Genomic DNA, 26,437 nt, shown 5'->3' on the forward strand with positions numbered 1-26,437 from the left:
CAGAAGTGGCTCGCAGCTACAGCGTCTACGATGTGTTCACCGACAGCAAGCTCGCGGGCAACCCGCTCGCCGTCGTCTTCGATGGCGACGGTCTGGGCGATGCGGCCATGCAGGACATCGCCAAGGAGCTGAACCTCTCTGAGACGGTGTTCGTCCAACCTGCGGAAAACCCTGCCCACGCGGCGCGGCTGCGTATCTTCACGCCGGGACGGGAGCTGCCTTTTGCCGGCCATCCGACCGTTGGCGCGGCGATCGCCCTTGCCGAGCGCGCCAATGGCGACCGCAGCCGCGAGATGGATATCGTCTCGGTGCTGGAAGAGGCCGTCGGCCCGGTACGCTGCGCCGTGCGGCTTAGGGAAGGGCGGGCGAGTTTTGCCGAATTCGACCTGCCGCGGAAGTCGGCGCAGATCGCCATGCCGCTCGACCGAGCAGCCATTGCCGATGCGCTTAGCCTGAATGCCACTGAAATCGGCTTCGAGAATCATGTCCCGTCGATCTGGAGCGCCGGCGTGCCGTTCCTACTGGTGCCGGTCCATGATGTCGGCTGCGCGGAGCGCCTCGAGTTCGACCCACAGCTCTGGGAAAAGACCGTCCCCTTCGTCGACGGCGCCCTGGCCTCGGCCTATATCTATTGCCGCGGCGCGATCAATCATACGGCGAAGTTCCATGCCCGCATGTTTGCGACCGGCATGGGGATCGTCGAAGACCCTGCGACCGGCTCTGCGGTTGCCGCTCTCTCGGGGGCTATCCGCCATTTCGACGCGCTGCCGGACGGGCACTATCCGATGGTCATCGAGCAGGGCGTAGAGATGGGGCGGCCCTCCTTCATCCACCTTCACATCGATGTGGACGGCGGCGACATCTCGAACGCGCGTATCGGCGGCCAGGCCGTGCGTGTCGCCACCGGCTTTCTGGACATCTGATTTCATTGCGCTTTGGCCCGCCAGAATTTTTTCGACGCTTAGCCAAAGAAATTTGGCCTGGGCCGCTGGACAAGCAGGAATATCCTGTTTATACGCCCCGTCACACCGCGCAAGACGGCGCGGACGGGTGATTAGCTCAGTTGGTAGAGCAGCTGACTCTTAATCAGCGGGTCGTAGGTTCGAGCCCTACATCACCCACCATTTTTTCCTTAAAAGACAAATGCTTGCGAAGCGCCTCTTTAGGCGCGGAGCTAATATTTCCTTCCTGGGTAACGCCTGGAGTAACGGCGGCACAAAAAAGCCCGCTCCACTCGTGAGGCGGGCTGGATGTTCTGCGCTTTAAGCTGCCAGCAGATCATTGATCACATCCGCCGCCAGTAGCAGGTCTATCGTTCCCGTCTCGAAGTCGATCTTGTCGGCAGAATGGCACCAGAAGATAGCCAGCTTTCGCCTTGAGACCGTCGAGTGTGTGATCTTGAATTTCCTTGATCGGCGATACGAGCTTGCTGCAGGCTTCGTAGGCGGCCTCATAAGCTTGTTCCTCTGCGTCTTGCGAAACTAGCGAGCGCTCGAATTCCCACGCCACCTTCGGTTCCTGGGCCAGTCGCCGAAGCTCGACATCGTTCATCACGTCATAAGCGGCTTTCCAATTCTCGATAGTTCGCGCAACTACGCAAACTCGCGCATTCCCTGCCGATGTCCTTAAATGGTTTCGATAAGTGGATCGTCTGCGGGCGCCGATGGCGAGAGAGGCGATGGCTGAACACCGATTGGCGAACAGCGTCGAAAAATTTCGACTGGTCCACATGATTTCCCTTGAGACGGTCTTTGTTGACGCTATCTGAGAATTGACGGGCGTTAGCGCCACTCACACATCGCGAGCGCAGAATTGCCCCTTTAACGGCAGGATTCGACGATGATTAGGAACCTGTTTGGCTTTTTTCTGAAGGTTTTGGTTCTTCTGGGTACACTATCCTTGGTAGTTGTTGTCGCCGTCCGGTACGACTTGGTGCCTACGGCGCCGACGCAGCACGAGGTGCCAGGCGTGAACCAAGGATCCGGATTGCCGCAAGAAGTGCAGGGCATTCCGGATCGGTTGCCAGTACCCAGAGGTTTTCGGTTCTGATTGCGCCAAGTCTACAAGAGAGACACCGCCGTGAAGAACGCGTCGATGTGTTCTTCCGTGAATCCCATGGCTGCAAACCCAGCGGCCATCATCGGGGAGTCCTTCACGAAGGTGCCACTGTATTCGTAGGCGATCTGCGTAGCCCGGTCCTGCTCCGACACCCACGCGTCCACCTCATCGAGCAAGCCTGCTGCAAGAAGCTGAAGTCCGAACTGGCGAACTGACACGCTCTCGGGAACCAGTTTCGATGAATATCGCGCGCTGCGCCTCGAGCTCTGCAATTTCCTCGTCGGTCATTTCGACCTCGACGCTATCAAGGAGCTTCTTCATGTCGGCCCCTCCAACCTTCTACGGTGATGTAACCCGAAAGCGTCCCTGATCCGGGGGGCTATGCGAAAGGCGTTTCGAGCAGTCGCATCGTTGCTGCGGAAGAATGCTGAGATAACGGAAAGCGCAGCTGACGTGGTGAGAAGGCCGATTGTGCCGACAGCCTTCATGAATATGGCCTCGTTGAAGTTCTCGAACATCAGGTCGAATGTGAAACCGTCGTCCTGCCCTTCATCAACTGTGACACCAAGGCTCAACTGAAGCGTTGTTGTATTGGAGCTAGGCAGGCGTCATGCGTAGCCCGCGGAAGAGGGCATCCATCACATCAGTTCAGTGTCTGTTGAGCGCGGGGGTCTGAGCCTGCAGTCGGGGCTAACGCAACTGGTGAATTATTCGATGCAAGAGTCGATTGAGCTGCGGTCAACGCGCGAAACCATGCTCACCGCGCTGCATGCACACCCTCGTTGCAGGTGACGCGACCGACATACATCGCTGGGGGTGGCTGTGGGCAGTTCTAGATGTGCCACCCACGGCCACCGCTACAGTTGACCTGCAGAGCCAAACGTTCAATCCTCAAAAGGCGTGCAGTTTAAAATTCCTATCCTTACGACTGCCCGGTATGCGCGAAATTTGGTGGGGAACAACTATGGCGCATGACGTATTTATCAGTTATTCGACGGAAGATAAGCCTGCGGCAGATGCGGTGTGCGCGATACTGGAGAGCCATGGCGTGCGTTGTTGGGTCGCGCCGCGGGATATCATGCCTGGCGCGGATTGGGGCGAGTCGATCGTAAAGGCGATCCGTGCGTCGCGAGTGATGCTGTTGGTCTTTTCGACCAACGCAAACAAGTCCAAGCAAATTAAACGCGAAGTTGAAATCGCAGCCGACGGCGGCGTGACCATTGTCCCGCTCCGTATTGAGAACATTCTTCCGACGGAATCCTTCAAGTACTTCCTTGGGAATATTCACTGGATGGACGCGCTAACGCCTCCGCTGGAGAGGCACCTCGAAGCGATTGCTGAAAGAGTAAAGGCAATCTTGAGCGTTGATTCACTCAGTCGCGAGGAAGTAGCCGAAGTTGCCTTGCCTTCGAACGCTCCGAAAAGAGAAGGGGTGTCGCGTGAACAGCGGGAAACTAGTGGCGCAAAGTGGCAGGTCTTGCGTCGCCCACGTTTCATGGCCGCACTCTTGGCATTGGTTCTAGCGGTGTCGGTCGCACTTTTTGTTGGCATGCCCGCAACGACAGTCAGCAAGTTGAATGGAACCTGGAGTGGTAACGACGGGGCAACCTATGTTATCCAACAAAATGGCCGCATGATCTCGTGGACAGGAGGCAATCCTCCTCTGTTCGAAAATGTGTTCGATGGCCAGATAACCGATCGGGGTTATATCGAAGGGGATTGGCATGACCTCCCCGGATACGCTGTCTACAGCAGCGGCAAGCTTAGATTGAAGATTGAAAGTAACGTTCGTCTGATTGCTGTATCTCAGACGGGAAATTTTGGCGGAACTATTTGGACTAAAAAATAGATCGAACAAACGCTCACCAAACATCTGCTCCGGCAGAGTATAATTCCGCCAACAGTTGTCTTCCGGTCGGTTGGTCAACGCGTTGATATGAGAAAAAATGGTGGATTTGACATGCAACCCACCGAGCAATTCCAGGGTTGCCAGCTTCATTCGCCCAATGGCGAGCTTGTCGCTCGCACCGTTCGTCAACCTACCTTTATCCTATCGATGACGGAAGAGAGCCGCGCGCGCTGTGCGACGTCGCTTACCTGCGAAACGCTGGCCTCGAGGTCGCCAAGCACGGTAGTCACCTTCCAGGCTGGTGGGCCGTCGGCCATCACATCGTCGGCCAGTTCGTCGGCCTTGTCGGCATCGCCAAGATCGAAGGCTGCTGCGAGCAGAGTTGGGCGGAGCCATTCATCCGCCACATTAAGCCGTCTCGCGCGTTCACAGGCCGCGATCGCGAGGCGCAAGGCTGTTTGCGCGCGCTCCTCGTCGCCCGCTCTCGCGCGCATTCGGTAGAGGCGGGGCAGGTTGCTGGAGCAGTAATAGGCGTTGAGATCGATCTCCATGCCCTCTTCATAATAGTCGATCGCCTTGGAGAGTGCTTGCCGCCTTTCCGAGTCGGACGCGGCGGCCTTGGCGATGCGTTTGTAGCGGCCACCCATCAGGCCAAGGCGTTCGGATGTTGGTCCCATCATCTGGATCAGCGTTTCAAGCTCGGCAATGGCCTGAACGTCGTCGCCGGCCTGGGCGGCGGCGAATGCACGATTTTCCTGGATCTGAGGCTCGTCCGCGAACTTATCCGGAAGGCTGCGTACGAACTCGAGCACGATGTTCCAGTCGGCAGGCGTATTGGCGCTATCACGCAGCAGTAGCAGTAATGCGAGCGCTGTCGGGTAGGTCGCGGGCGGAGCCCCCTCGCTCGCAACCAGCTTTTGTGCGAGTGGCATTCGTGCCTTCACAGGTGCCAAACGCACCGCACGCACGCGACTCTGAAATGCCGCTTGTTCCGTCAGTTGGTCCCTGGTCGTTGTCGCCTTGCTTGCATCGACATTGGCTGGATAGCCGGGAAGCGATTGGTGCATGGGCGAAATCCCGTCTCGTAGCGACACGATCCCATCCCTGACCTTGGTTTGCAAGCCGGCGGCGGTGTCGTCGGTGATGTTCCCTTCGGGCAGCGGATAGCGGACAGTCCGCATCTGGGCGACATCGAATAGCTGCTTCGACCAGTCGGCCGCGAGCAGAACACAGCCAGTGCTTTGTGCTGCGTGGCGGATACCAACCTCATAGTAGACATTGCTGTTCGCAATCGTCATGTCCGCCAGGACGAGGTCGGCGAAGTAAAGCCGTTCCAGCATCTGGCTGATGATCAGTCCGCCATTGTCCTGGTCGGCGCGAACCGGCTCATAACCGAGCGCTTTGATAGCCGGAACGTAACCTCGATCCCACAGCGCGTTAAAATCAATCTCAGCCGGTCCGTGGCCGGCTTCGGCCTGGGTCGGCTTGCGGCCATAGGGCATGATCATGAAGCACAGCGGCATGTCGATGATCCTTCAATTTTACAATTTTCGGGTATCCAGCCAATAAATCCGCTCGGTCTTGCGACGCGCCTCGTCCATGAAATGCTTCGTTCCGCCGGGACCATCGCCACCCTCGCCATTCCACAGGGCGAGAAACGCAATCTTCTCGCCGCCAAAGCGAGCGGCGGATTGAAGCATCCATAGATTATTTCGCTCGTAGGGATTTTCGCCGGCAGGAAGCGGCCCCAGCTCTTCGGGCATCACATGCAGCATGGCCCTCGATTTGACCGCAAGAAAGCGTTCGCGCCAATCGGCGTTGGCGAAATCGACCGAGTTTGCCAAGAAGGTTTTCTCGGCGAATGGAATGTAGAGTTCGACCACCATGCCTCGCGCGAGGCATGCTTCGGCAAACAGCAAGTCGCCGCCGCATGCCCCTCCGCAAATGGCTAGATCACCGCGGGTGGCACCAATATCAGAAAGCACGCCTGCAATTGCAGCGGCGGCGGCAGCCTCCTTGTGCGGAGGAAATCGTGGTACTTTTCGATCGGGAGCGTCTATCATGTGGCCGCTGAAAAGCGCCACGTTGTTCGGCGGTCTGTCGATTTCTAGTGAAGACATCGCGATCCCAGAGTCGCTCCCAGACAGAGAAAACATAGCCGAAAGCGCGCTGCTTGTCTAAATAGCTCGACAACAAGATTGAGGTGGACAAGCCTAACAAGCCGCATCGCTCAGCCATCGGGACGTGGGCGGCAGGTGCGACCGGCAACTCGGGGAGGGACGTCGGCGCGATAGGCGCCGGAAACCACGCTCCGCGGAGGGCAATACATTCCGACACCACGAGGACGAGCGCGGTAGACCGATGCACCCAAGGCTTTGCCACCTTCACGGCGCACCATCCTCAATCGCCTTTGGCGCACCGCGCGTAAGGCTGATCAGTGCCGCGGAGCGACAATCAGCAATTACGAAACCCTTGCCAGCGCTAGCCAGCGTGATAATCTCAACCTGGGCGCGACTTAGAAATCTCATGCAGATTGCCGCGGCGTCTCTCTCGGATCACCGCGCTTCGGGCAGAGGCAGTCGGGCGACACCTCCGTTGCAGGGCTGAAGGGGATGGCGGGCATCTTCGTCAACTACCGCCGAGACGACAGCTCGGGATGGGCTGGCCGGTTGTCGCGCGACCTCAGCGCAAGCCTGGGGGCGGACGAGGTGTTCGAGGACATCTCGGATATCGAGCCCGGTATCGACTTCACAGAGGCCATCGAAAATAAGCTTGCCAGCGTCGATGTCCTGCTCGCCGTGATCGGACCGCGGTGGCTGGCAGCTGCCGACAAGAAGACGGGCGCGCGTCGTCTGGACGATCCAGACGATCTGGTGCGCACGGAAATCGCGACGGCGTTGCGGCGTGGCATCCGCGTCGTGCCTGTGCTGGTCGGCGGCGCGGTACTGCCTACTGCCGAAGACCTACCGGACGATCTCAAGGGACTTTTGCGACGCAACGCCTGCGAACTGAGTGATCGCCGTTGGGATTATGATGTGCGGCAGCTCATCCTGCGCATGCGACCGGCCGGGTCGGGCCACTTCGGGGCCGCCTTCCTGGATGTCGCCCGGTCGTCATTGAAGCGCCTGAGACTTGGTTTCGCAACGGCGTTGGTGGCCTTCGTCGTCGCGATCGCCCTTCTCGGATTGGCGCTTTGGTATTTTCCGGTCTGGCCGACCCGCGGACAACTGGCTGCGACGCGCCTTGCCGTCGTCGATGACAGGCTGGAGCTTGCCCGTCCCGACTACGCTTACCTTGAGCAGCAGGGAGCGGTGCTGTCTTTCGTCGGAACGACGGAGTTGGCCAAGCTGCAGCAGGCAAAGCCCGACATGGTGATTGTCGGCGCGGACACCCACTGGTCCAGCAACGATCCAACTGCACTCAGACAGATATTCGAAGGCTACAAGGTCATCGGCGTCGGCAGCGCCGGCGACGAGCTTTTCCGCGTGCTGGGGCTGCAGCTCTCCGGTATCGCGCATGATGATCAAGGCAACCTGATTGTCGAAGATGCTGCGCTTTTGGAACGCCCCCTGGCGATAAGCGCACCGGATCGTTCGGTCGACGTCTTCAAGGCTGGGGCGGCAGGAGAAGTCGTTGGCATCTACGATGGGGGCTCTCCCGATATCGCCGGCTTCGATGGATTGGCGCGGTGGCAAAGCTCCAAGAATCATTGGCCCGTCGCCCGGCAGGGCAATTTCCTGTTCTGGGGCTTTGAAACGACAACCGACCAGATGAGTGACAGCGGCAAGGCGCTGATCGTCAATGTGATCGCCGATCACAAGGCACAGCCTTGGACACCCCTTTCACAAGTGTACGAGGCGTCGGAGGCGCGCCGCAACCTTGAGCGCATATCGCCGGGCGTCACAACCGGCATCTTGAACGGTCAGGTGCCGAAGAACGTTCGGCGCTTTGCCATCAAGAAGCCGGGGTCGATCGAAGCCACTCTCACTTGGACTTCCACGGACTGTCCACTCAGCCTGATCCTGAACGGACCCGGCCAGGTCGGCTATTTTGCCAGAGAGGACGGCGTATCGCCGCTGTCGCTCGAATTCGTCGTGACCGAGCAACAGTTCGCCAAGGAAGGCGACTGGTCGATCACCACCGCATGTTTCGGCAATCTGGGACCGACCCCGCTCAAGTATACGCTGAATCTGAATTTCCCCGATTCTTGACAGTACCGACTCAAACTCGATTATCGAGGATGGACTGGAGAGCCCATTCAAAAGAGTGCACGTCACTAGATGCTGATTGTGTGAACTACTCGCCATCCCTGAGGACCAGGCCTTCATCCGCAAGGTCGCCTCGTCATCGCGGCCCGAATGAGAGAGGAGGATGCGCGGTATACGGCGCATCCGGCTTGCGGGAGCTAACGTTGCACTATGATTCCACCGTATCGCTACATCCGTCAGACCGCTATTTCGTCCATTTCGCCAGCCAGGCACCGTTCTCGTCGGCGAGGATTGACTCGCAACGCGTCACAAACGCCGACCATTCGGGGGACGGCGCTACAAATGGCTGCGTTATCATTGCCGACTCGTTCCTTAGCCGCCGTGCGGTTGCCCTGTAGCTTGTCACTAGAAATTGGTAGCGCGCAGCTTCGACATGGGCGACGATGGCTCCGCCGATTGTCGTCAGCACAGCCGCCAGAGCAACGAAGTCGAAATGAAACGGTAGTGTATTCTTGTCGGCCGCACCGATAACGGCTGTGATTACCGTCGCTCCGAGCGCCAGCGTGAATTCCGCCCAACCGAGCTGTTGAGCAAGGCGTCGGTATTTCTCGGCCTTGAGTTCGAAGAAACCGGCGCACTGCCTTGTGATACGGCGATCGATATATTCATCAGGCGTTATGTCTGCTGTCGGCATGCTACCCGGAGCACTCGGCTGTACCTCCTTGCTGATCAGATCAAGCACGGTCTCTTCGATCTTGATATGCTCGGCATTGAGAAGGCTGACACGAGTGGCATCGTCGTCATAGGGCGCGGCGCGTGCGACGAATTTGTAGCCTTCGCGTTTCAGCGCCTCGGAAGCGGCGCGAACGCGTACCCATTCGGCGGTATGCGAACTGCCCATCAGGCGTGCTGTCAGAAAGGTACCTGTGGCTAGTGCAACCGTGCCCACCATGGCGAGCCACCATCGTACGTCCCCGTCGCTCTGGGCAGCGATGGTGGCTAGAAGCGCACCAATGATGGAAAGCGCGAGTGTCGTCCAGCGCGTCCTGTCCAGCGTCGCTTTAAGCGCGTTGGCTGTTGCAGACAGTGCCGCCTGCCGTTGCGCGACATTCTCAAGTGCCGTCGTCAATCGCCCCTCCCGCGCAAGATCTCGTGTCGGGTGAATTTCAGAGTTTTATACTAGCGTAGACGCTATTTATATACGCTCAGAGAAATAAACCCCCGATAGTATCGGCCACATCGGCCAAGCTCGCTTTTCGATACGATTTCGTGCAATTTTCGGCTTTACCGATGTCAAATTAAGTCAAGTACAGCGCTTTGCTCAGCGACATCGGTCTTGTCGCGGATCCGCTGTGGGCATTGAGGCTGTCATCTGGCTAGGGACAACTCTAGGTGCAATTATGACAGAAGCCGATCCTTCAAAAAAGCCGCCAAGTGACATCCCGGAAGGCGTATTCGGGGACAGATTGGCGAGCGGCAGAAAAGCCGACGGGGATCGTGCACCACTGGCTGTTCTGGTGCCCCGGACACCAGGCCTTATCTCGATCTTTGTTCGGCCCGGATTATTGTCCGCGAAGTCGGCCCACGCATCGATCGGGGCGCTTGTGCGTCCGGGCTCTGCGCCAGCTACAGTGTTGATTTCAGGTCGCGGTAGTGCGCGGTCAAACGATCCAGGCTGAACGCCCTGTTGAGTCCGCTCGGGTTCGGCAGCACCCACGTCGTCGCCCCCGCAAACACTTCGCTCTGCTTGCCCCAGTCGCAATCGCGAGCACTGATGGCCGCGAATGCTGCCTTGCCCAGAAATGCCAGGTTGGCTGGTGCAATCTTTCGCATTTTGACTTCCAATGCGGGCGCGGCCTCCACATAGTCATTCAGCATCAGCTCGTCCGCGCTCCTGGTTGCGCGCGACACCGCGGCCGTGATGCCGCATCCGTACCGCAACAGCTCGCGTTCCTCCTCCGCCCGCAGCAACCGCGGAGTAAATCCAGCCAGATGCAATACCCGCCAGAAGCGATTGCTCGGCGCCGAGAAATTGTGCCCGTCTCGAACTGCCGAGAGGGCCGGGTTCAGTCCGCAGAAGACAACCGAAAGACCGGGCGCGAGAACGTCGGACAGCCCCTTAGCCTGCGTCATTGGTTCGTCACTGCGACCGGCATCCGCCGACATTGGCATCTCTCGCTCCATGAGTTCTTTCAGATCAGGACATGGCACTCGGCAGCGATGACCGCGCCCATGTCCACTACCTTGTCGGGGAGCGATGAACTCGCCGTCGGATCGCGGACTTCCCGCTTCAGGACCGAGCGTCGTTCGAAACGCCTGCAATCTGCATCATCACGGATTGAATGACGTTTTCTCGATGCAGTTCGCCGACCAGAAGTTTGAACCAGCTGAATCCCACCCAGAGCGATACCTTGTCGTCGACCTCCTCAGGGCGCAATTCGCCGCGAGCCGCTGCACTCGTCAGCATTCGTCTCACATCCGCGGTGCGGTCGGGAAGAAACCTGTCTCGCAGTGCATTCAACGCTTCCGTTGTTCCCTGCGCTTCGGCAATCAGCCCCCTCAGCGCAGCTCCGGCTGGATGCGACGCCCAAAACCGCCATAGGCTCGTCGTGTACTGAACGAGCTCATCGACAAGGTTCCCTGTGTCCGGAACCGGCACGAAAGCCGACCGCTCGGCGGTGTAGATCGCGATGAACAGGTCGGCCTTGGTGGGATACCATCGATAGATGGTCGTCTTTCCCGCGCCGGCCCGACGGGCGACTTCATCGACGGAGAATCCGGCGTAGCCCTTCTCCGAAATCAGATCCCTTGCGGCAGCAAGGACTGCGGCCTCGGCTTCCGGACTGCGACGCGATCCGATGGACGTTCGTTTCTTGGCGGGGACGGGCTTCGTCTTCGTGGTCATGGATCAGGCGTATCTCAACTCGACGCTGCCGATCAACAGCGAATGAGACGGAGCCCCTCTGAGGCCGCGGCCGCGCCGAGCGTCTCGGCCTGTTTGATCGCGTCCATCCACTGCGCGCGTCCTTCATCTTACCGGCCGCCTTGTGGTGGACTTATCCGAGGAATGAAACCCGGCACACCAGTCTCGACGACGCTGTTAAACCGTATGTTCGTCCCTATGTGGTCTCGAATCTGCTGCATCGCGTCTTCAGGCAAGGCTGAAATATCGAAGTTCTGCTCGATCCGGCGAGCTGTAACGGATGTGGTCAGGAAGGCGGTGCCGCGCTGTGCGGCCCATGCCAACGCAACCTGCGCCGGCGTCTTGTTCAGGCGATTCGCGATTGCGGTGATGACCGGGTCCTCCAGGAGGTTCGGCTCCATTCCATGCCCCAGGGCTGCAAATGCCAGGAGGACAATTCCTTGCTCCCGGCAATAGTCCAGCAGTTCCCACTCGGGGAGGTATGGATGCGACTCCACTTGGACCACCGCCGGCTTGATCCGCGCAGCCTCGACAATCTCCTTGAGCTTTTCCAGCGTGACGTCCGACAGCCCGATCGATCTACACCGGCCGCCATCCACAAGCTGCTCGAGCGCGCGCCACGTGTCGACCAACTTAACGCCGGCATCGTAGAGGACCTGACCACGGTCATCTCTCGGATCCTGCTCGTCACCGGGCAGAAACGCGAAGGGAGTATGGATGAGATAGCAGTCGACGTACTCGACCTGCAGGCGTCGGCAACTCGCCTCGAACGCAGGCTTCACCCGTTCCGGACGATGATTCGTATTCCACAGCTTCGTGGTGACGAAGAGCTGATCCCGGCTCACAGTTCCCGCCGCCATCGCTTCCTGCATCGCATCGCCTACCGCTTCCTCGTTGCGATATCGTTCGGCGCAATCCAGATGTCGGAATCCGACCGAGAGCGCTGTCTTCACGGCCTGCCTGGTCGCGCCCGGATCGGGAATGAGCGTGCCGAAGCCGACGGCGGGGATCGCGCCGGCGCCGTTTGCGAGAGGGATCGTTCTGTAGCGAAGCATATCGGGGGCTTCCATGTGCGAATTCCTTCGATTTAGAGCAAAGACTTGCACGGGCGCGACCGTTCCTCGGCGCGCACGAGCCAAACCAACTGCGGCGACGTCGTAAGAACGGGACGCTGCCGCGGCCTTTTCTACGTTGGCGTCACCGCGCCGAAATATCCGAACCAATGCATCGAAGATCACTCGATTCAATTGGCGTTCCCGGGGCACCTGGCAAGGGCCTCGCCGGAGACATGGCAAAGAGCTCCTGAGACCGATTGACGCCCCCTAAGGACGTGCACGCCGATCGAGCACAGGTCGTCGGATTGCGAGGGCGGGACGATGGCGGCGATGAGGTCCGCCACCGGCGGGCCCTGTAGTTCAGTCTGCAGCAGCCGGGCGGCAATATCCTTGACCTGGTGGTCATCCACCGCAGTTCTCCTGGTTCGTGGGCTATTTCGGCGAAAGCTCAGCGGCATTTGTGTTCGCCTTTATCGCGTCGTCAGCGGATGCGGCGGGGAGGGTTTCATCAGGGAGACGACGATCAGTCCGGCAATGGCCGCGATGAAGGTGATCCAGAAGCCGTCGATATAGGCCTGAACATTGGCTTCCCTTTGCACGATGGTCGCCAGCACGCCGACACCCCGCTTCACGGCATCCGCCTGCGACCCGCCAGGCGTCGAACCGAGCCAAGTTGGGCCAGAATCGAATTCCACCCCGGCGTTGCGCCGGTGACATGAAGGCCGATGAGGTAGGAGTGCAACTGTTCGCGCTGACGTACCCATGTAGCCATCGAGGTCGCGACGGTTTCCGAACATATCAGGCGCATGACCTGCACGTAGGCCGTAAGGGATATCGCGCGGGCCGGATTTACGTTGCTGAATAAGGTCGCGACAGCGGCGAGGAACACGATTTCCTCTCCGAACGTCTGCAGGATCACGATCAGCCGGAACTCCGGCAGCGACCACAGGTTGGTCAACTGCGTGCCAAGCCAGGCCGACAGAGCGAAACAGGTGAAACCTATCGTCAACGTGGCCCGCTGCTTGACCGTCCGGACGAGTGCAACCGCAGTGACCGTCGCACCCAGAAGCAGGAGGATGGCGTACGGTGCAGTGAAGTCGCCGATCTGCTCGGGGCGCAGCCGGGCGACCGACACCAGGAAGTTCGGCTCCAGAAGCGAGCTGCCCAGACTTGCGGTCATGAAACAGGCAATCGCGGCGAAGCCCAATGCGATATTCCTCGAGGCCAGGATCGAGATGTGCGCCCACGGCTCTTTGACGCGGGCCTCATGCCACAGGAATACGCAGACGAGGAATCCAGTCGCGGCAAGGAGCGTCACGACGAGGCCGGATCGAAACCAGTCCAGACGATTGCCCTGATCCAATGCAAAATAGAGCGTTGTCAAAGCCACGCCGAAGATGGCCATCCCGCCGCAGTCGCCACGCCGTAGAAGTTCCCGGTCGATTGGTGTCGGCTTGCCGCCGTACCAGAAGAGAATGCCGATCACGGGGGCGACGATCGCTCCCTGCCAATACAGCCATTGCTACCCGAGCGTCTGGGTGTAGCTCCCGGCGGTGTAGAGGCCAAGATTCTGCGCGAACGGAATTCTCAGGACATAGAAGGCCAGAGCGAAGATCCAGTACTTCCGATCGAGGTTGCGAAAGGCCGTCAGGAGCGTCGCCCCGACAAACATCCCCAGCAACATCGCTCTGATCGCATGCAACGCGGCCAAGGCCTCGAAACCGTGAAGGAACGGAATGACGATGGATATGCCCGAATAGAGGATGGTCGGGGCGATCATCACCCTCTTCACGCCAAACACGGCGATCAACCATCCGATACTGGGTGCCACGAGAATCTGTGGTGCCGTGGCGAAGGTGCTCAGCCAGGCACCCTCGTCGAAGCTCAAGCCGAAGGCCCCGCGCAAATCCGCCAGGCCAATGCTTGCGGTACGGACGTCGAAGGCGGTCAATATGGACGCCATGACCATGGCGACCGCGACATATCCCTGGCGGGGGAGGTCGCTCGGATGAGCACTCCTAGACATGACGCTCTGCCTTTGTGGATATTCGGGTTATGACCGACATGCCGGGACGGAGGCGGTCGAAGTTCGGCTGGTCCGGATCGAGCTCGATGCGTACCGTCAGACGTTGAGCGACCTTGGTGAAGTTGCCGGTCGCATTGTCGGGGGGCAGCAGCGCGAAAGTCGATCCGCTCGCCGGCGATATATTCGAAACGGTGCCGTGGAGGTTTTCGCCCGGCAGCAGATCGACTGATATGTCGACCGGCTGTCCTTCGCGGACGAGCGCCAACTGGTTTTCCTTGTAGTTTGCAAGGATATAGACCCGAGGAAGGGGGACGATGGAGATCAGGCTGGTGCCGGTACCGACGTAGTTTCCGAGCTGCGCGCTCCTTTTGGCGACGACGCCGTCGACCGGCGCGCGCACATCTGCATAGCCGAGCTCGAGTTCCCGCGCGGCGACATCGGCAGCAGCCGTGTCGACATTCGCCTTCAGTACCTCACGCTGTTTCGCGATCACGTCCAGTTTGACCCGCTGGGCAACGACGGACGCCTGCGTCATCTTCGAATTCGCGAGAGCCCGTTCGTGAGCGGCGGCGGCCCTTTCGAGTGTCTGAATCGAGCTTGCCCTGCCGTCGAGGCCGAGCCTGGTCTGGCGATCCAATTCTTTGCTCGCCTGGGTTTCGTCCGCTGCGGAGGCCTGCTGTTGGGCGACCGCCACATCGATCTGGGTAAGCTGGAACGTGCGCTGGGTGTCGTTGTCCTCCAGCTGCGCGCGAGCCGCGTCAAGCTTTGCCTTCGCGGCTCGGAGTGCTACTTCAAACGGCTTGCGGTCGATCGAGAACAACAGGTCGCCAGCCTTGACGTGAGCGTAGTCGCGAACCGAGATCGTTTCGATGGTGCCGCTGACGCGGGTACTGACAGAGGAGACGTCCGCATAGACTGCGGCATCGTCGGTCGTCTGCACCGGCCGGCCTGCGACCCACCAATCCCAATTCGCTCCGGCTCCGATGACGGCCGAAAGCGCGACTACGATCGCGGTTACCGGCACGACGAACGAGGAGGCCGACGCCTTGTTAGGCAAGGCCGTGGCGGAGGGGGCAGGCGCAGCCGCGTTTTCCTGGGCGCCCGGCACCAGAGCCGTAACATTGGTCCCAGATCGTTCATTTACTTGGTTCTTGCTTCGCAACCAGGCCATTTTCTTCATCCGTTTCATAGGACCCGAGGTCCGCTGTTCCACAAATCGTTCCTGCGGCTCACTCCGCTCACTGCTTCCGAGATACCGGCGATAGGGCTGCGCGTGCGTTCAGGATTTGCGCCGCAGAATCCACCTAGCCAGTTGGAGGTTTGTGTCGCTTATATAAACGATACGTATCGTTCTATCAAGATGCACATTACGAAAACGAAGATGACAAACATTGCTCTGGAACTTGTAAGGCCGTTTACCGAAGGCCCGGGGACGTCCGGTCTTCCATGAAGCGACTGCTGCTGTAATGACGCTTAGGAAGCAAGGAGCCGTTTTCCGAGGTCCGGTCGGCCTCGGCCGTGAGACGGCCTCACGATGCTCCAGGTCTCGAATTGGGCATGTTCTGGGGAGAGCTCGCTCGTCGTTGACGCTCGATACGAGAGGGCGTCGAACGCAGTGACGATGTGCATGCTCGGATGTTGAACGATTTGCGCGACTTTGTCGGCCATCCGGGCCAACTCCGGCAAAGATCTGGCCTCCATCTTGCGCATCACCTGACCGCGGTGAACCTTCACGGTGATCTCGCTTACACCTAGATCGCCTGCTATCTGCTTGTTCAGGCGGCCCGCCGCAACCATCTCCATCACCTGGCGCTCGCGCCGCGTAAGGGTGTCATACCGGTCCATCAGGGAAGACAGCCGCCGGCTCTCCTCATTCCAGGCATGGTCTCTGGCCAAGCCGATCCCGATCGACTCGAGCAGTTCCTCGTCGCGGCATGGTCTGTCGAGGAAGTCGATCGCGCCATTCTTCATCGCCGTCACCGACATCGGCACATTCCCGAACTCGGTCACGAAGATGATGGGAACGAACACCTTGGCTGCCTTAAGACGCCGTTGGAAATCGAGGCCGTCGCGACCAGGTTTGGCGTCCAGGATAAGGCAGAGAAGGGCTTCCGACCTCCCAAGCAGGAGATGCTCCGGCATCTCGCTCGTAACATTTATGCTGACGCCGGATGCTTCGAGCATTGCCCCCAGGCAGGTCCAATCGTCTGCATGGTCATCCACGACGACAACCGAAGGATTGTCTGTTTGGACGGGCGCTATTTTTCCCGAATGTCCGACATTCATCACGTGCATACGAGCGCTTTCCATGTCGTCCTCCTGTTGGGCAGAAAGGAGAGGCGCGCGTGGCGCCGTATTCGTCCTTCCCGCTCTCCCTTCACGACGTCGATGCTGCTCGCTTCTCGCCGAAGAGTCCTTGGCATGAATCTGAAGATTGCTGAATCATGTTTCGCCGAGGGACACGATGCCGACACGATGCTGCGGCCGCCACATGTGCCTAATCGTACCATGGTATCGGCGTCGGAGGCCGGCAGGTTCGAGGATTGGCGACACCATTGTATAATAGAATCCCCCCTCAGCTTTGGTCATGCTGATCCCATCGACTGCGGAAGATCGTTGGCAAGCAGAGCGATATGCCTTTGAGCTCCCATCCGTCGATGTCCAGAACCACTGCCTTGCGCGCATTGCGTCGTCCAAGTCAGGACGTGTGCAATCCAACTTAGGAGGAAGAGCGATGAGAAATATCTTGATGGTGGTCACCTCTCATGACCAGCTGGGCAACACCGGGAGAAAGACCGGATTCTGGCTCGAGGAATTTGCTGCGCCCTATTACGTCTTTCAGGACGCCGGAGCCAAGATCACGGTAGCTTCGCCAAAAGGCGGACAGCCGCCAATCGATCCCAAAAGCGATGAGCCCGGCAACCAAACGCCAGCAATGACGCGCTTCAAATCCGACAAGGCTGCCCAGGCAGTGCTGGCTAGCACGGTCAAGCTCTCGACCGTCAATGCGGCCGACTTCGATACGGTCTTCTACTCCGGCGGTCATGGCCCGATGTGGGACCTGGCGGAAGACAAAAAGTCGATCTCATTGATCGAAGATTTCTACAATTCGGGTAAGCCCGTCGCCGCCGTCTGCCACGCGCCGGGTGTCCTTCATCATGTGCAATATCAGGGCCAACCTATCGTCAAAGGTAAGCGTGTCACGGGCTTTGCAAACAGCGAGGAGGAAGCGGTCCACTTGACGACCGTGGTTCCTTTCCTCGTGGAGGATGAATTGAAGCGGCTTGGAGGAAAATTCGAAAAAGCCCCTGACTGGGAGAGCTTCGCTATCACCGATGGCCGGCTGATAACCGGCCAGAACCCGGCGTCCTCGACTGCCGCAGCACAGGCGCTACTGGCGTTGCTTTGACGGCAGCTTGATCCTGCGGGCGATCAAGCCTTCTGCACAGGCTCGGTCGCCCATCCATCTGAAATCGCCGGCACCGAGCGGGAGCCGGCGAGGGAAGCGCGCTTGACGCGTTCAGGGTTGCCTTGAGGGGAATGCGATCTATTTCCGAGGGCAACCGAAACCTGGACCAGTCGCCCTCCAAATCGCGGTGATCATCATGGACGGTAAAACGATGGGGCGCCTGCTTTCGGTCAATGTTGGCCTGCCGCGCGATGTCCTTTGGCAGGGCAAGACCGTTAGTACCGCCATCTGGAAGGCGCCGGTGAATGGCCCGCGCATGGTCCGCCGGCTGAACATAGGCGGCGATGGACAAGGAGACTTGGCGGGCCACGGCGGCGAACGTCGCGCTGTATTTGTCTATCAGATCGATTCCTACTTGTATTGGCAGAAGCAGTTGAGCCGAGACGACTTCGTCTACGGTCAGTTCGGAGAGAATTTCACGGTCGATGGGCTGTCGGACTCCGAAGTGTGTATTGGAGACCGCTACCGAATTGGCAACGCCCTGTTTGAGGTGACGCAGCCGCGGGTCACCTGCTATCGCCTCGGAATACGCATGAACGAACCGGAGATGGCGTCACTTGTGGTCGCGCATGGGAGACCTGGTTTCTATTTCCGCGTGCTGGAGGAGGGAGAAGTTCAGGCGGGCGACGAAATCACGCAGGTGGCATCAGGCCCCGAGGGGATGACCGTCTCCGAGATCGATGCGCTGCTGTACAAGCCCGGTCATCCGCGCGATCGGCTGGAGCGCGCTCTGCGGATCCCGGCGTTAAGCGACGGCTGGCGCAACTCCTTTGAGACGCTGCTGGCACAGGCGGGAAATAGCGGTGCGGTGACAGGAAACGCCGGGTTGACTGGGTCCATCGGTTCGCCACCGGCTTGGCGTGGCTTCCGTCCGCTTCGCGTCTCGCGCAAGGTGCGTGAGAGCGATAATGTGACCTCTCTGGTGCTCGAGCCGACGGACGGGCAGCCGGTCGCCGCTTTTCTCCCTGGCCAGTTCGTGGTGCTACGGCTCGAGTCCGCATCTGTCCCAACGCTATTGCGGAGCTATTCGCTGTCGGGGGAGCCCAGCACGATGCACTACCGCGTGAGCGTCAAGCGTGAGGCGAAGGGCGCTGCGAGCGGCTATATCAACGAGGACCTGAAGGTCGGCGACGTTGTGCAGGTAAGCGCCGCACGCGGGAGTTTTACGCTGCGGCCGGGAGATACGCCCGTTATCTTGATGAGTGCAGGGATCGGTGTGACGCCGGTGCTTGCAATGCTCCATGCATTGGCAGCCGAAGCATCCACCAGGGAGATCTGGTGGCTGTACGGAGCCCGCAACGGTCGTGAACATCCGTTCGCCGGCGAGGCGAGTGAACTGCTCAAGGCGCTTGCCCACGCACACAGCCACATCTGCTACAGCTCGCCTGATCCCGAGGATCGGCCAGGCATAGATTTCGACAGTCGCGGTCGCTTGGATGGGCGGGCCCTCGAACACCTCGACTTCCCACGCAATGGCGATTTCTATGTCTGCGGGCCTTCGGCCTTCATGAATGACCTGACTGCCGCGGTTGCCGGCCTCGGCGTCGCGCCAGACCGAATTCACACCGAAATGTTCGGTGCCGCTCCGTCCATCACCCCGGGCATCGCCGCTTCCCAACACCGCCCGCCGCATTTGCCGGAGGGACGGCCTGGATCGGGAGCACTGGTCTCGTTCGCCCGCACCGGTCTCGCCGTACGATGGGATCCGATGTTTCATAGCGTGCTCGAATTGGCGGAGGCATGCGACGTTCCCGTCCGATGGTCCTGTCGAACCGGCGTTTGTCACACCTGTGAAGCGGGATTGATTTCGGGATCTGTCTCCTACCAGCCGAGCCCGATCGATGCCGCAGCGGACGGAAATCTGCTGATCTGCTGCTCGCAGCCCTCAAGCGACATCGTGATTGATTTGTAACGGGCGAGGATGCGGCCACGAACCGCGCCGAAAATGGAGGACACAAATGAGATCGGACATCGTACCGGGCGCCGTCTTTCCCGACTATGAGCTGAGCGACCACACGGCCAAGCGTAGGAAACTTTCCGAACTGCAGGGGCTCGATCCGATGGTGCTCGTCCTAGGCCGTGGCGGCTTCTGTCCAAAAGATCGCCGTCAAGCCGAGGGCCTGCTGCAATTGCACCGTGAGATGGAAGTGGGCTATTGCCGGCTCGTCACAATCACCACCGACAATCTCATCCAGACGAACGAATATCGCACCGGTGTGGGCGCGCATTGGCCGTTCCTTTCCGATCCGCGACGCATCATCCAGAAGGATCTGGACATCGCCGAATATACCGATCCCGCGCACGATCCCATGATCCCGCACGTGGTCGTGCTGGAGCCAGGCCTCGTCATTCACACGGTCTACAACGGATACTGGTTCTTCGGCCGACCCACGGTGGAAGAACTCCGCCAGGATCTGCGCGCAGTCTGCATGAAGTGCCGGGCGGATTGGGACATCACCGGGCCCGAACTCCGGGCTGCTTGGCAACAAGGCCGCAAGGAGCTTTTCTATCCGTACGGCAAATCCCTCGTCCAAACGCTCGGCGACCAGGATTGAATGCCGAGGCTGTCCAGACGACGCCGCGAGAATTGGCAGCAAGGTACGATTGGACTAGGCTGCAACGAACATATGTTCAAGGTTCTATTCTTCCGGTTCTGGCTTCCGGTTCTGGAAGCCTCACCTGAGCGACAAGCCAACCAGCACGGGCATCCATCATGACCAAAGGCTCTGATCTTCTAGTGGCCGCACTTGAGAACGAGGGCGTCGACCGCGTCTTCGGAATTCCCGGCGAAGAAAACCTCGACGTCGTGGAGTCCATACGCAAATCGTCTATCCAACTGGTCCTTACCCGGCACGAACAGGCGGCCGCGTTCATGGCCGCGACCTACGGTCGCCTGACCGGAAAGCCGGGTGTTTGTCTGACGACACTCGGTCCGGGTGCTCTCAATCTTTCAACGGGCGCGGCATATGCGCTACTCGGTGCGATGCCGATGGTGATGATCACGGGCCAGAAGGGCGTCCTTTCGTCTCGCCAGGCCCGGTTCCAAGTGGTGGACGTTGTCGCCTCGATGAAGCCGCTCACCAAGCTGGCGCGGCAGATCGTGTCGCCGCAAATGATACCCACGATGGTCAGGGAGGCGTTCCGGATCGCGCAGGAGGAGAGACCGGGACCGGTTCATCTCGAGCTGCCGGAAGACATCGCAGCAGAAGAATGCGATGAAATGGCGCTTATTGCGCCGCATCAGCTCGAACTGCCGATTGCAAGCGACGCCGCAATCGACCGTGCCGCAGCGCTCATCATTGCGGCCAAGCGTCCGCTTCTGATGTTCGGGGCCGCGGCCTCGCGCCCCCGCTCGACATCCGACATTGCGCAGTTTGTGATACGCACTCGCATCCCGTTCTTCACGACCCAAATGGGGAAGGGGACGGTGCCGGGCGGCACGGAACTCTATATGGGGACCGCCGCGTTGTCCGAACGGGACTATGTTCACGAAGCGATCGAACAGGCGGACCTCATCATCACCATCGGTCATGATACCATCGAGAAACCGCCCTTCATCATGGGTAAGGGCGGTCCGCGGGTGGTTCATGTCGGATACCAGCCCGCGACCGTCGAACAGGTCTATTTCCCGCAAGCCGAGGTCATCGGCGATATCGGCCCGTCGCTCAAGGCCTTGGCAGACCGCCTTGAAGGCAAGCTGCCGAACGCACAGACTCTTCTTCACCTGCGTGAGCGCATTCTCGAGCGTATCGCAGCGCGCGCGACTGAGGATCGGTTTACGCCACAGCGGCTGGTCCACGATATCCGGGAGGTGGTGCCGAGCGACGGCATTCTTGCGCTCGACAACGGCATGTACAAGATATGGTTCGCCCGGAATTACCGGACGCGGATGGCGAATACGTTGCTGCTCGACAACGCTCTTGCAACGATGGGAGCGGGACTGCCGTCTGCGATGGCTGCCTCGATGCTATACCCGGAGCGCCGCGTAATGGCGATTTGTGGCGATGGCGGCTTCATGATGAACTCCCAGGAATTGGAGACGGCCGTCCGACTCAAACTGAACCTCGTCATCCTGGTGATTGAGGACAATGCTTACGGAATGATCCGCTGGAAGCAGGCCGTGGACGACTTCCCGGATTTCGGGATGACGTTTGGCAATCCGAACTTTGTAACATATGCCGAATCCTATGGCGCAAGGGGAACGAGAGTCGACGACATTGGCCAATTCAAGCAGGCTCTCGAAGACGCATTCTCCGGGGGCGGTGTCCATTTGGTGAATGTCCCGGTCGACTACTCGGAAAATGAACGCGTGCTGGTGAAGGAGCTGCGTGAACGGCTCCCTGCCATATTGGAGAGCTGAAATGCCACTTGCCCTGAAGGTCTACCAGGCATTTGATCGCGAACTCATCGCCGAAATCCCGGCAGACGACGCTTCCGCTCTCGATCACAAGCTTGATGTTGCGGCAAAGGCGTTCGCCGAGCGCGACGCTTGGCTGCCAGTGCATCAGAGGATAGCTATCCTGAGGAGGGTAGCGCAGCTTTTGCAGGAGCACCGCGACCGTTTTGCCATGATGATCGCCCGCGAGGGTGGCAAGCCGCTGACGGATGCGATCATCGAAGTGACGCGCGCGATAGATGGCCTGGTCAATGCCGCCGACGAACTCCGCAATTTCAGCGGCAAGGAAATCCCCATGGGTCTGACCGCGGCCAGCATGAACCGATGGGCCTTCACCACCAAGGAGCCGATCGGAGTGGTGGCGGCGATATCGGCGTTCAACCATCCGCTCAACCTCATCATCCACCAGATAGCGCCAGCAGTCGCTGTCGGCTGCCCGGTCATCATCAAGCCAGCGGCGACCACGCCCATTTCCTGCATCGAGATCGTCAAGCTGTTCTGGGAGGCCGGATTGGACGAGCGGTGGTGCCAGACCTTTATTACGGACGACAATGCGCTTGCCGAGACATTCGCTACGGATCAGCGCGTCGCCTTTCTGAGCTTCATCGGCTCCGCGAAAGTAGGCTGGTACCTCAAGAGCAAGCTGCCGCCAGGCACGCGATGCGCGCTGGAGCATGGCGGCGCGGCACCCGTCATCGTTGATCGAAGTGCGAACGTCGATGCGATCGTCGGCCCTATTGTCAAAGGCGGCTACTATCACGCCGGACAGGTCTGCGTGTCCGTGCAGCGTATCTTCGTGCACCAGGATATTTTGTCCAGGCTCACAGAGGCTCTCGCGGCCAAGGTAGCTGCCCTTCATGTCGGTGATCCCACGCTCGCAGAGACAGAGGTGGGACCGCTAATCCTGCCACGCGAGACCGAACGTGTTGCGAGTTGGATCAAGGAAGCGACGGACGCCGGAACCAGGCAGATCGGGGGAGGACGAATGTCGGAGACCACTCTTCTTCCTTCGATCCTGCTCAACCCTTCCGCGGATGCCAAGGTTTCGCGGCTTGAGGTCTTCGGGCCACTGACCTGCGTGTATGGTTACGGCGAGCTCGACGAGGCAATTCGCGTTGCGAATTCGCTGCCGTATGCCTTCCAGGCGAGCGTCTTTTCCTCCGACATAGCCGTCGCTCTGAAAGCCGCGAAGCATCTGGATGCATCGGCCGTTCTCGTGAATGACCACACTGCGTTCCGGACCGACTGGATGCCCTTTGCCGGACGAAGACAGTCTGGATACGGTGTGGGCGGCATTCCTGATACGATGGAGGAGATGGCCTGCGACAAGATGATCGTGTTCAACCCAGTCGCCTGACGCCGCGGCAGGGGACGGGATCATCGCTGCAGGCGCCTTGCACGCCCTGAAACACCATCGGCCACACCCGCTGGGAACCCACGCCAACAGCCGTCGCCTTGCCCCGCCACCACTATCGGTGGCGCACTCCGGAGCCGCGCTCGCGAGTGGGAGAGAGAGCCCGATAAACGTGGTCGTCACCGCAAAACTCCATGGCTCAAGGGCGCCGGCAGCCAGCACCGCGGCGAGGGGAATGGCAGGAGCCGTGGAGTAACCGGACCAAAGAACCTGTGTGAAGAGGCCGCGCGGCGCTCAGCGACCGTGCCTGAGACAAATATAATATGACTTGACGCAAGATATAATATGTCTCATCATATCACTAACCGATCGGGAGTCGGGTGAAGGAGGATTTTTCATGAATCACTGGAAAAGAATAGTTGCCGCCGCCATTGTCGGTTCGGCAAGTTGGGGCGCACCTCTCTATGCGGAAACGCCGCCAAACATGCTTGTTGTCGGGTTCTCCATGAACAATATCCTGACATTGGATCCTGCCGCGATTACGGGCAAGGAGACGGTGCAGGTCCTGGCCAACATATATGACAACCTGGTATCTCTCGACCCCGTGAACAGGTCACAGGTCAATCCGCAGCTTGCCGAAAGCTGGACGATCAGCGATGACAGGTCCAAGATTACATTCAAACTCAGGGAAGGGGCGACGTTCGCCTCGGGCAACCCGATCACGTCGGCCGATGTCGTCTGGTCGCTGAAGCGCTTGATGTCGCTCAACCTTGCGCAGGCGTCATTCCTGAAGACCCACGGCTTCACCGCTGACAATGCAGAGGCAAGCTTCAGCGCGCCGGACGAGCAGACCGTGGTTGTCACTCTTCCAAAGAAGGTCGATCCGGAACTCATCATCATGACCCTCGGCATCGTCGGTCCGGGATCGATCTATGACAGCAAGACCGTGCTGGAACATGAAAAGGACGGCGACCAGGGAGCTGCCTGGCTGACGAACAACTCCGCCGGATCCGGCCCTTTCGTTCTGGGCGAGTGGCGCTCGAACGAACGCGTCGTGCTCGACCGAAACGACAACTACTGGGGTGACGCCCCCGCCATGCGTCGCATCATCATGCGCCATCTGGCCGAGTCGCAGAGCCAGCGCCTGATGCTGGAGAAGGGCGACATCGACATCGCCTTCTCGATGTCGGCTGCCGACCTCAAATCGCTCGAGGCGAACAAGGACGTCAGCATCGAGACGATCGGCGGCAGCGGATTCTATTATCTCGCCGTGTCGATGAAGGATGAGAAATTCAAGAACCCCAAGGTTCGCGAGGCGCTGCGCTATCTGATCGACTACGAGGGGCTCGACAAGACCGTGCTACCGTATTTCGGCAAGCTTCGCGATCGGCCGATCCCAAGCGGCATCTTTGGCGCATTGCCGAACGCCGGCTACCATCTCGACGTCGAGAAGGCCAAGGCGCTGCTGGCTGAAGCGGGTTATCCTGACGGGTTCTCGACCACGCTGCGCGCGCTTTCGGATGCGCCGTTCCTCAATCTGGCGACTGCGATGCAGGCGACGCTTGCCCAGGCGGGCATCCGTGCCGAGGTCATAACCGGGTCGGGCGACCAGATCTACGGTGCGATGCGCGAGCGGAATTTCGAGCTGATCGTCGGTCGCGGCGGCGGCGGCCAGCTACCGCACCCCGACTCCAATCTGCGCGCCATCGTCTACAATCCCGACAATTCGGATGAAGCGAAGCTGACGAACTTCCAAGGCTGGCGCACCTCGTTCTATGACGAGAAGCTGAATGGGATGGTGGATGCGGCGCAGGTCGAGGGCGACAAGAATGTGCAGACCAAGCTCTACGGCGATATCCAGGCTTATTATGCGGATCTCGTGCCGGCCATTCAGCCCTTTTCCGAAGTGATTGACACGGTCGGCGTCCGCGCAGACATCAAGGGGCTTGCCTTGAACCCGTCCTGGTCAACGCAACTGCGTACGGTCACCAAGGACCGCTGATGCAGCCAATCGATGCGACGGCGACGCCCGTCGCATCGACCCTTCAATGAACGTGGAAGTCCCAGCAATGAGCCATGATCGCATCTTTGCTCTCGTGCGGCAGATCGGCACCATCCTTGTGACCCTGATCGGCCTGCTTGTCCTGACGTTTTGCATCGGCCGCCTGATGCCGGTGGACCCTGTAAGGGCGATCGTGGGCGAGGAGGCTGACCGCGCGACATATGAGATGGTTGCGCAACGGCTCGGTGTCGACCTGCCTCTCCACACCCAGTTCATTCGCTATGTCGGCGATGTGCTGCACGGCGACTTCGGGGTTTCCATCCGCACGGGCCAGCCGGTGATCAGCGATATCGCCCATGTCATGCCGGCAACGATCGAACTTGCCACCTTCGCCATACTTGGCGGTGCAGGATTCGGCATACCGCTCGGCATCTTCGCCGCGATCAACCGCAACCGGCCGGCAGATCACATCATTCGTTTCCTGACGCTGATCGGCCACTCCATGCCCATCTTCTGGACGGGCATGATCGGCCTGATCGTTTTCTATGCGATGCTGGGGCTCGTCGGCGGTGGAGGCCGGATCTCGGACTACTATATCGGCATGGTGCCGGAAACCACCGGGTTCATGCTCATCGACGCAGCGATAGCGGGAGATTGGGAGGTTTTCGGCGACGCCTTCAACCATCTCATCCTTCCCGCCAGCATTCTCGGCTATTCGTCGATGGCCTATATCACGAGGATGACTCGAAGCTTCATGCTCGACCAGCTTGGGCAGGAGTACATCACGACGGCGCGGGTCAAGGGCCTCTCGAAAAGCAGAACGATCTGGCACCATGCCTTCGCCAATATACGTGTCCAGCTGATCACCATCGTCGCCCTTGCCTATGGCAGCCTTCTCGAGGGCGCCGTCCTCATCGAGACGGTCTTTTCCTGGCCGGGCTTCGGGCAATACATCACGAACAATATGCTCATTGGAGATATGAATGCGGTGATGACCTGCGTGCTGCTGGTCGGCACCATCTTCATCGCGCTCAATCTCCTTTCGGACGCACTTTACAAGATCTTCGATCCGAGGACGCGCTGACATGGCACTGGGA

At 59.6% G+C, this 26,437-nt stretch carries 24 protein-coding genes, 1 tRNA gene and 1 pseudogene; 11 read left to right on the forward strand and 15 right to left on the reverse strand.

The annotated features are described in order from the left end of the window. Positions 1–5: 5 nt before the first annotated feature. Positions 6–923 (forward strand): PhzF family phenazine biosynthesis protein, encoded by a 918-nt coding sequence (locus EV286_RS08785; RefSeq protein WP_132956648.1) that lies wholly within the window; start codon positions 6–8, stop codon positions 921–923. 125 nt (positions 924–1,048) lie between these two features. Beyond that, positions 1,049–1,124 (forward strand) — tRNA-Lys (locus EV286_RS08790). Between the two features lie 154 nt (positions 1,125–1,278). On the opposite strand, the gene EV286_RS08795 is transcribed toward EV286_RS08790, so the two are convergent. The 3 genes and pseudogenes from EV286_RS08795 to EV286_RS32440 all read right to left on the reverse strand — a co-directional run bounded on the left by EV286_RS08795 (position 1,279) and on the right by EV286_RS32440 (position 2,379). Then, positions 1,279–1,554 carry a hypothetical protein gene (locus tag EV286_RS08795; protein ID WP_132956649.1) on the reverse strand — a complete coding sequence of 92 codons (276 nt, stop codon included), beginning with the start codon at positions 1,552–1,554 and terminating at the stop codon, positions 1,279–1,281. A 506-nt stretch (positions 1,555–2,060) separates the two neighbouring features. Continuing rightward, positions 2,061–2,279: pseudogene (locus tag EV286_RS08800) on the reverse strand (hypothetical protein); the annotation flags it as partial. Beyond that, entirely contained in the window at positions 2,224–2,379 is a 156-nt protein-coding gene (locus EV286_RS32440; RefSeq protein WP_245500667.1) for a hypothetical protein, read from the reverse strand. The pseudogene EV286_RS08800 and the gene EV286_RS32440, both read right to left, overlap by 56 nt. 643 nt (positions 2,380–3,022) lie before the next feature. Between EV286_RS32440 and EV286_RS08805 the strand changes: the two genes are divergently transcribed. Next, positions 3,023–3,907 (forward strand): toll/interleukin-1 receptor domain-containing protein, encoded by an 885-nt coding sequence (locus tag EV286_RS08805; RefSeq protein ID WP_165932808.1) that lies wholly within the window; start codon positions 3,023–3,025, stop codon positions 3,905–3,907. A gap of 185 nt (positions 3,908–4,092) precedes the next feature. Here the strand turns inward: EV286_RS08805 and EV286_RS08810 are convergent, their stop codons facing one another. Together EV286_RS08810 and EV286_RS08815 are read right to left on the reverse strand one after the other, a co-directional pair. Further along, the gene (locus EV286_RS08810) at positions 4,093–5,430 is read right to left on the reverse strand and encodes a TRAFs-binding domain-containing protein (protein ID WP_132956652.1); all 1,338 of its coding nucleotides are present in this window, start codon (positions 5,428–5,430) and stop codon (positions 4,093–4,095) included. Positions 5,431–5,448: 18 nt separating this feature from the next. Beyond that, positions 5,449–6,063, reverse strand: a complete 615-nt coding sequence (locus EV286_RS08815; protein ID WP_245500649.1) for a hypothetical protein — start codon at positions 6,061–6,063, stop codon at positions 5,449–5,451. Between the two features lie 456 nt (positions 6,064–6,519). Between EV286_RS08815 and EV286_RS08820 the strand changes: the two genes are divergently transcribed. Further along, entirely contained in the window at positions 6,520–8,118 is a 1,599-nt protein-coding gene (locus EV286_RS08820; protein WP_132956653.1) for a toll/interleukin-1 receptor domain-containing protein, read from the forward strand. A gap of 241 nt (positions 8,119–8,359) precedes the next feature. Here EV286_RS08820 and EV286_RS08825 read toward each other — a convergent pair whose 3' ends face one another. The 10 genes from EV286_RS08825 to EV286_RS08860 form a co-directional block, all read right to left on the reverse strand. Continuing rightward, on the reverse strand, positions 8,360–9,244 hold the full coding sequence (locus EV286_RS08825; RefSeq protein ID WP_132956654.1) for a DUF4231 domain-containing protein: 885 nt from the start codon (positions 9,242–9,244) through the stop codon (positions 8,360–8,362). A gap of 497 nt (positions 9,245–9,741) precedes the next feature. Next, complete coding sequence (gene mug / locus EV286_RS08830) at positions 9,742–10,248, reverse strand: G/U mismatch-specific DNA glycosylase (RefSeq protein ID WP_132956887.1); 507 nt, start codon at positions 10,246–10,248, stop codon at positions 9,742–9,744. A gap of 157 nt (positions 10,249–10,405) precedes the next feature. Next, on the reverse strand, positions 10,406–11,020 hold the full coding sequence (locus EV286_RS08835; protein WP_132956655.1) for a TetR/AcrR family transcriptional regulator: 615 nt from the start codon (positions 11,018–11,020) through the stop codon (positions 10,406–10,408). A 128-nt stretch (positions 11,021–11,148) separates the two neighbouring features. Then, complete coding sequence (locus EV286_RS08840; RefSeq protein ID WP_165932816.1) at positions 11,149–12,108, reverse strand: aldo/keto reductase; 960 nt, start codon at positions 12,106–12,108, stop codon at positions 11,149–11,151. Positions 12,109–12,281: 173 nt separating this feature from the next. Then, entirely contained in the window at positions 12,282–12,503 is a 222-nt protein-coding gene (locus tag EV286_RS08845) for a hypothetical protein (protein ID WP_132956656.1), read from the reverse strand. A 60-nt stretch (positions 12,504–12,563) separates the two neighbouring features. Beyond that, positions 12,564–12,725, reverse strand: a complete 162-nt coding sequence (locus EV286_RS32445; protein ID WP_245500650.1) for a hypothetical protein — start codon at positions 12,723–12,725, stop codon at positions 12,564–12,566. Further along, entirely contained in the window at positions 12,722–13,579 is an 858-nt protein-coding gene (locus tag EV286_RS32450; protein ID WP_245500651.1) for a hypothetical protein, read from the reverse strand. Before EV286_RS32450 ends, EV286_RS32445 begins: the two co-directional genes overlap by 4 nt. A 36-nt stretch (positions 13,580–13,615) precedes the next feature. Next, entirely contained in the window at positions 13,616–14,119 is a 504-nt protein-coding gene (locus EV286_RS32455; RefSeq protein ID WP_245500652.1) for a hypothetical protein, read from the reverse strand. Then, positions 14,112–15,290: an HlyD family secretion protein gene (locus EV286_RS08855; protein WP_132956657.1), complete on the reverse strand. Its 1,179-nt coding sequence runs from the start codon at positions 15,288–15,290 to the stop codon at positions 14,112–14,114. The genes EV286_RS32455 and EV286_RS08855 overlap by 8 nt, the downstream gene beginning before the upstream one ends. Positions 15,291–15,592: 302 nt before the next feature. Then, positions 15,593–16,429, reverse strand: a complete 837-nt coding sequence (locus EV286_RS08860) for a LuxR C-terminal-related transcriptional regulator (protein WP_348633528.1) — start codon at positions 16,427–16,429, stop codon at positions 15,593–15,595. A 424-nt stretch (positions 16,430–16,853) separates the two neighbouring features. Here EV286_RS08860 and EV286_RS08865 point away from each other — a divergent pair, with 424 nt between their 5' ends. The 7 genes from EV286_RS08865 (at position 16,854) to EV286_RS08895 (ending at position 26,424) form a co-directional block, all read left to right on the forward strand. Beyond that, positions 16,854–17,528 (forward strand): type 1 glutamine amidotransferase domain-containing protein, encoded by a 675-nt coding sequence (locus EV286_RS08865; protein WP_132956890.1) that lies wholly within the window; start codon positions 16,854–16,856, stop codon positions 17,526–17,528. Between the two features lie 211 nt (positions 17,529–17,739). Then, the gene (locus EV286_RS08870; protein ID WP_132956891.1) at positions 17,740–19,500 is read left to right on the forward strand and encodes an MOSC and FAD-binding oxidoreductase domain-containing protein; all 1,761 of its coding nucleotides are present in this window, start codon (positions 17,740–17,742) and stop codon (positions 19,498–19,500) included. 46 nt (positions 19,501–19,546) lie between these two features. Further along, positions 19,547–20,143, forward strand: coding sequence for a redoxin domain-containing protein (locus tag EV286_RS08875; RefSeq protein WP_132956658.1), 597 nt, complete (start codon positions 19,547–19,549; stop codon positions 20,141–20,143). Between the two features lie 158 nt (positions 20,144–20,301). Then, the gene (locus EV286_RS08880) at positions 20,302–21,948 is read left to right on the forward strand and encodes an acetolactate synthase large subunit (RefSeq protein ID WP_132956659.1); all 1,647 of its coding nucleotides are present in this window, start codon (positions 20,302–20,304) and stop codon (positions 21,946–21,948) included. A gap of 1 nt (position 21,949) precedes the next feature. Next, a complete protein-coding gene (locus EV286_RS08885) occupies positions 21,950–23,341 on the forward strand; it encodes an aldehyde dehydrogenase family protein (protein ID WP_132956660.1) in 1,392 nt (463 codons plus the stop codon). A 394-nt stretch (positions 23,342–23,735) separates the two neighbouring features. Beyond that, positions 23,736–25,340: an ABC transporter substrate-binding protein gene (locus EV286_RS08890; protein WP_132956661.1), complete on the forward strand. Its 1,605-nt coding sequence runs from the start codon at positions 23,736–23,738 to the stop codon at positions 25,338–25,340. A gap of 67 nt (positions 25,341–25,407) precedes the next feature. Then, complete coding sequence (locus EV286_RS08895; protein WP_132956662.1) at positions 25,408–26,424, forward strand: ABC transporter permease; 1,017 nt, start codon at positions 25,408–25,410, stop codon at positions 26,422–26,424. Positions 26,425–26,437 lie beyond the last annotated feature (13 nt).

The sequence above is a fragment of the Rhizobium sp. BK251 genome, from assembly GCF_004345245.1.
In the GTDB taxonomy this organism is placed as follows: Bacteria; Pseudomonadota; Alphaproteobacteria; order Rhizobiales; family Rhizobiaceae; genus Rhizobium.

Bases quoted from the DNA above. Each gene is read 5' to 3' on its own strand.
- EV286_RS08870 (WP_132956891.1), top strand. From the start codon at position 17,740: ATGGGGCGCCTGCTTTCGGTCAATGTTGGCCTGCCGCGCGATGTCCTT.
- EV286_RS08805 (WP_165932808.1), top strand. From the start codon at position 3,023: ATGGCGCATGACGTATTTATCAGTTATTCGACGGAAGATAAGCCTGCG.
- EV286_RS08855 (WP_132956657.1), bottom strand. From the start codon at position 15,290: ATGGCCTGGTTGCGAAGCAAGAACCAAGTAAATGAACGATCTGGGACC.
- EV286_RS08885 (WP_132956660.1), top strand. From the start codon at position 21,950: ATGCCACTTGCCCTGAAGGTCTACCAGGCATTTGATCGCGAACTCATC.
- EV286_RS08865 (WP_132956890.1), top strand. From the start codon at position 16,854: ATGAGAAATATCTTGATGGTGGTCACCTCTCATGACCAGCTGGGCAAC.
- EV286_RS08890 (WP_132956661.1), top strand. From the start codon at position 23,736: ATGAATCACTGGAAAAGAATAGTTGCCGCCGCCATTGTCGGTTCGGCA.
- mug (WP_132956887.1), bottom strand. From the start codon at position 10,248: ATGACGCAGGCTAAGGGGCTGTCCGACGTTCTCGCGCCCGGTCTTTCG.
- EV286_RS08810 (WP_132956652.1), bottom strand. From the start codon at position 5,430: ATGCCGCTGTGCTTCATGATCATGCCCTATGGCCGCAAGCCGACCCAG.
- EV286_RS32440 (WP_245500667.1), bottom strand. From the start codon at position 2,379: ATGAAGAAGCTCCTTGATAGCGTCGAGGTCGAAATGACCGACGAGGAA.
- EV286_RS08875 (WP_132956658.1), top strand. From the start codon at position 19,547: ATGAGATCGGACATCGTACCGGGCGCCGTCTTTCCCGACTATGAGCTG.
- EV286_RS08895 (WP_132956662.1), top strand. From the start codon at position 25,408: ATGAGCCATGATCGCATCTTTGCTCTCGTGCGGCAGATCGGCACCATC.
- EV286_RS08840 (WP_165932816.1), bottom strand. From the start codon at position 12,108: ATGGAAGCCCCCGATATGCTTCGCTACAGAACGATCCCTCTCGCAAAC.
- EV286_RS08815 (WP_245500649.1), bottom strand. From the start codon at position 6,063: ATGTTTTCTCTGTCTGGGAGCGACTCTGGGATCGCGATGTCTTCACTA.
- EV286_RS08835 (WP_132956655.1), bottom strand. From the start codon at position 11,020: ATGACCACGAAGACGAAGCCCGTCCCCGCCAAGAAACGAACGTCCATC.
- EV286_RS32455 (WP_245500652.1), bottom strand. From the start codon at position 14,119: ATGTCTAGGAGTGCTCATCCGAGCGACCTCCCCCGCCAGGGATATGTC.
- EV286_RS08820 (WP_132956653.1), top strand. From the start codon at position 6,520: ATGGCGGGCATCTTCGTCAACTACCGCCGAGACGACAGCTCGGGATGG.
- EV286_RS08860 (WP_348633528.1), bottom strand. From the start codon at position 16,429: ATGGAAAGCGCTCGTATGCACGTGATGAATGTCGGACATTCGGGAAAA.
- EV286_RS08880 (WP_132956659.1), top strand. From the start codon at position 20,302: ATGACCAAAGGCTCTGATCTTCTAGTGGCCGCACTTGAGAACGAGGGC.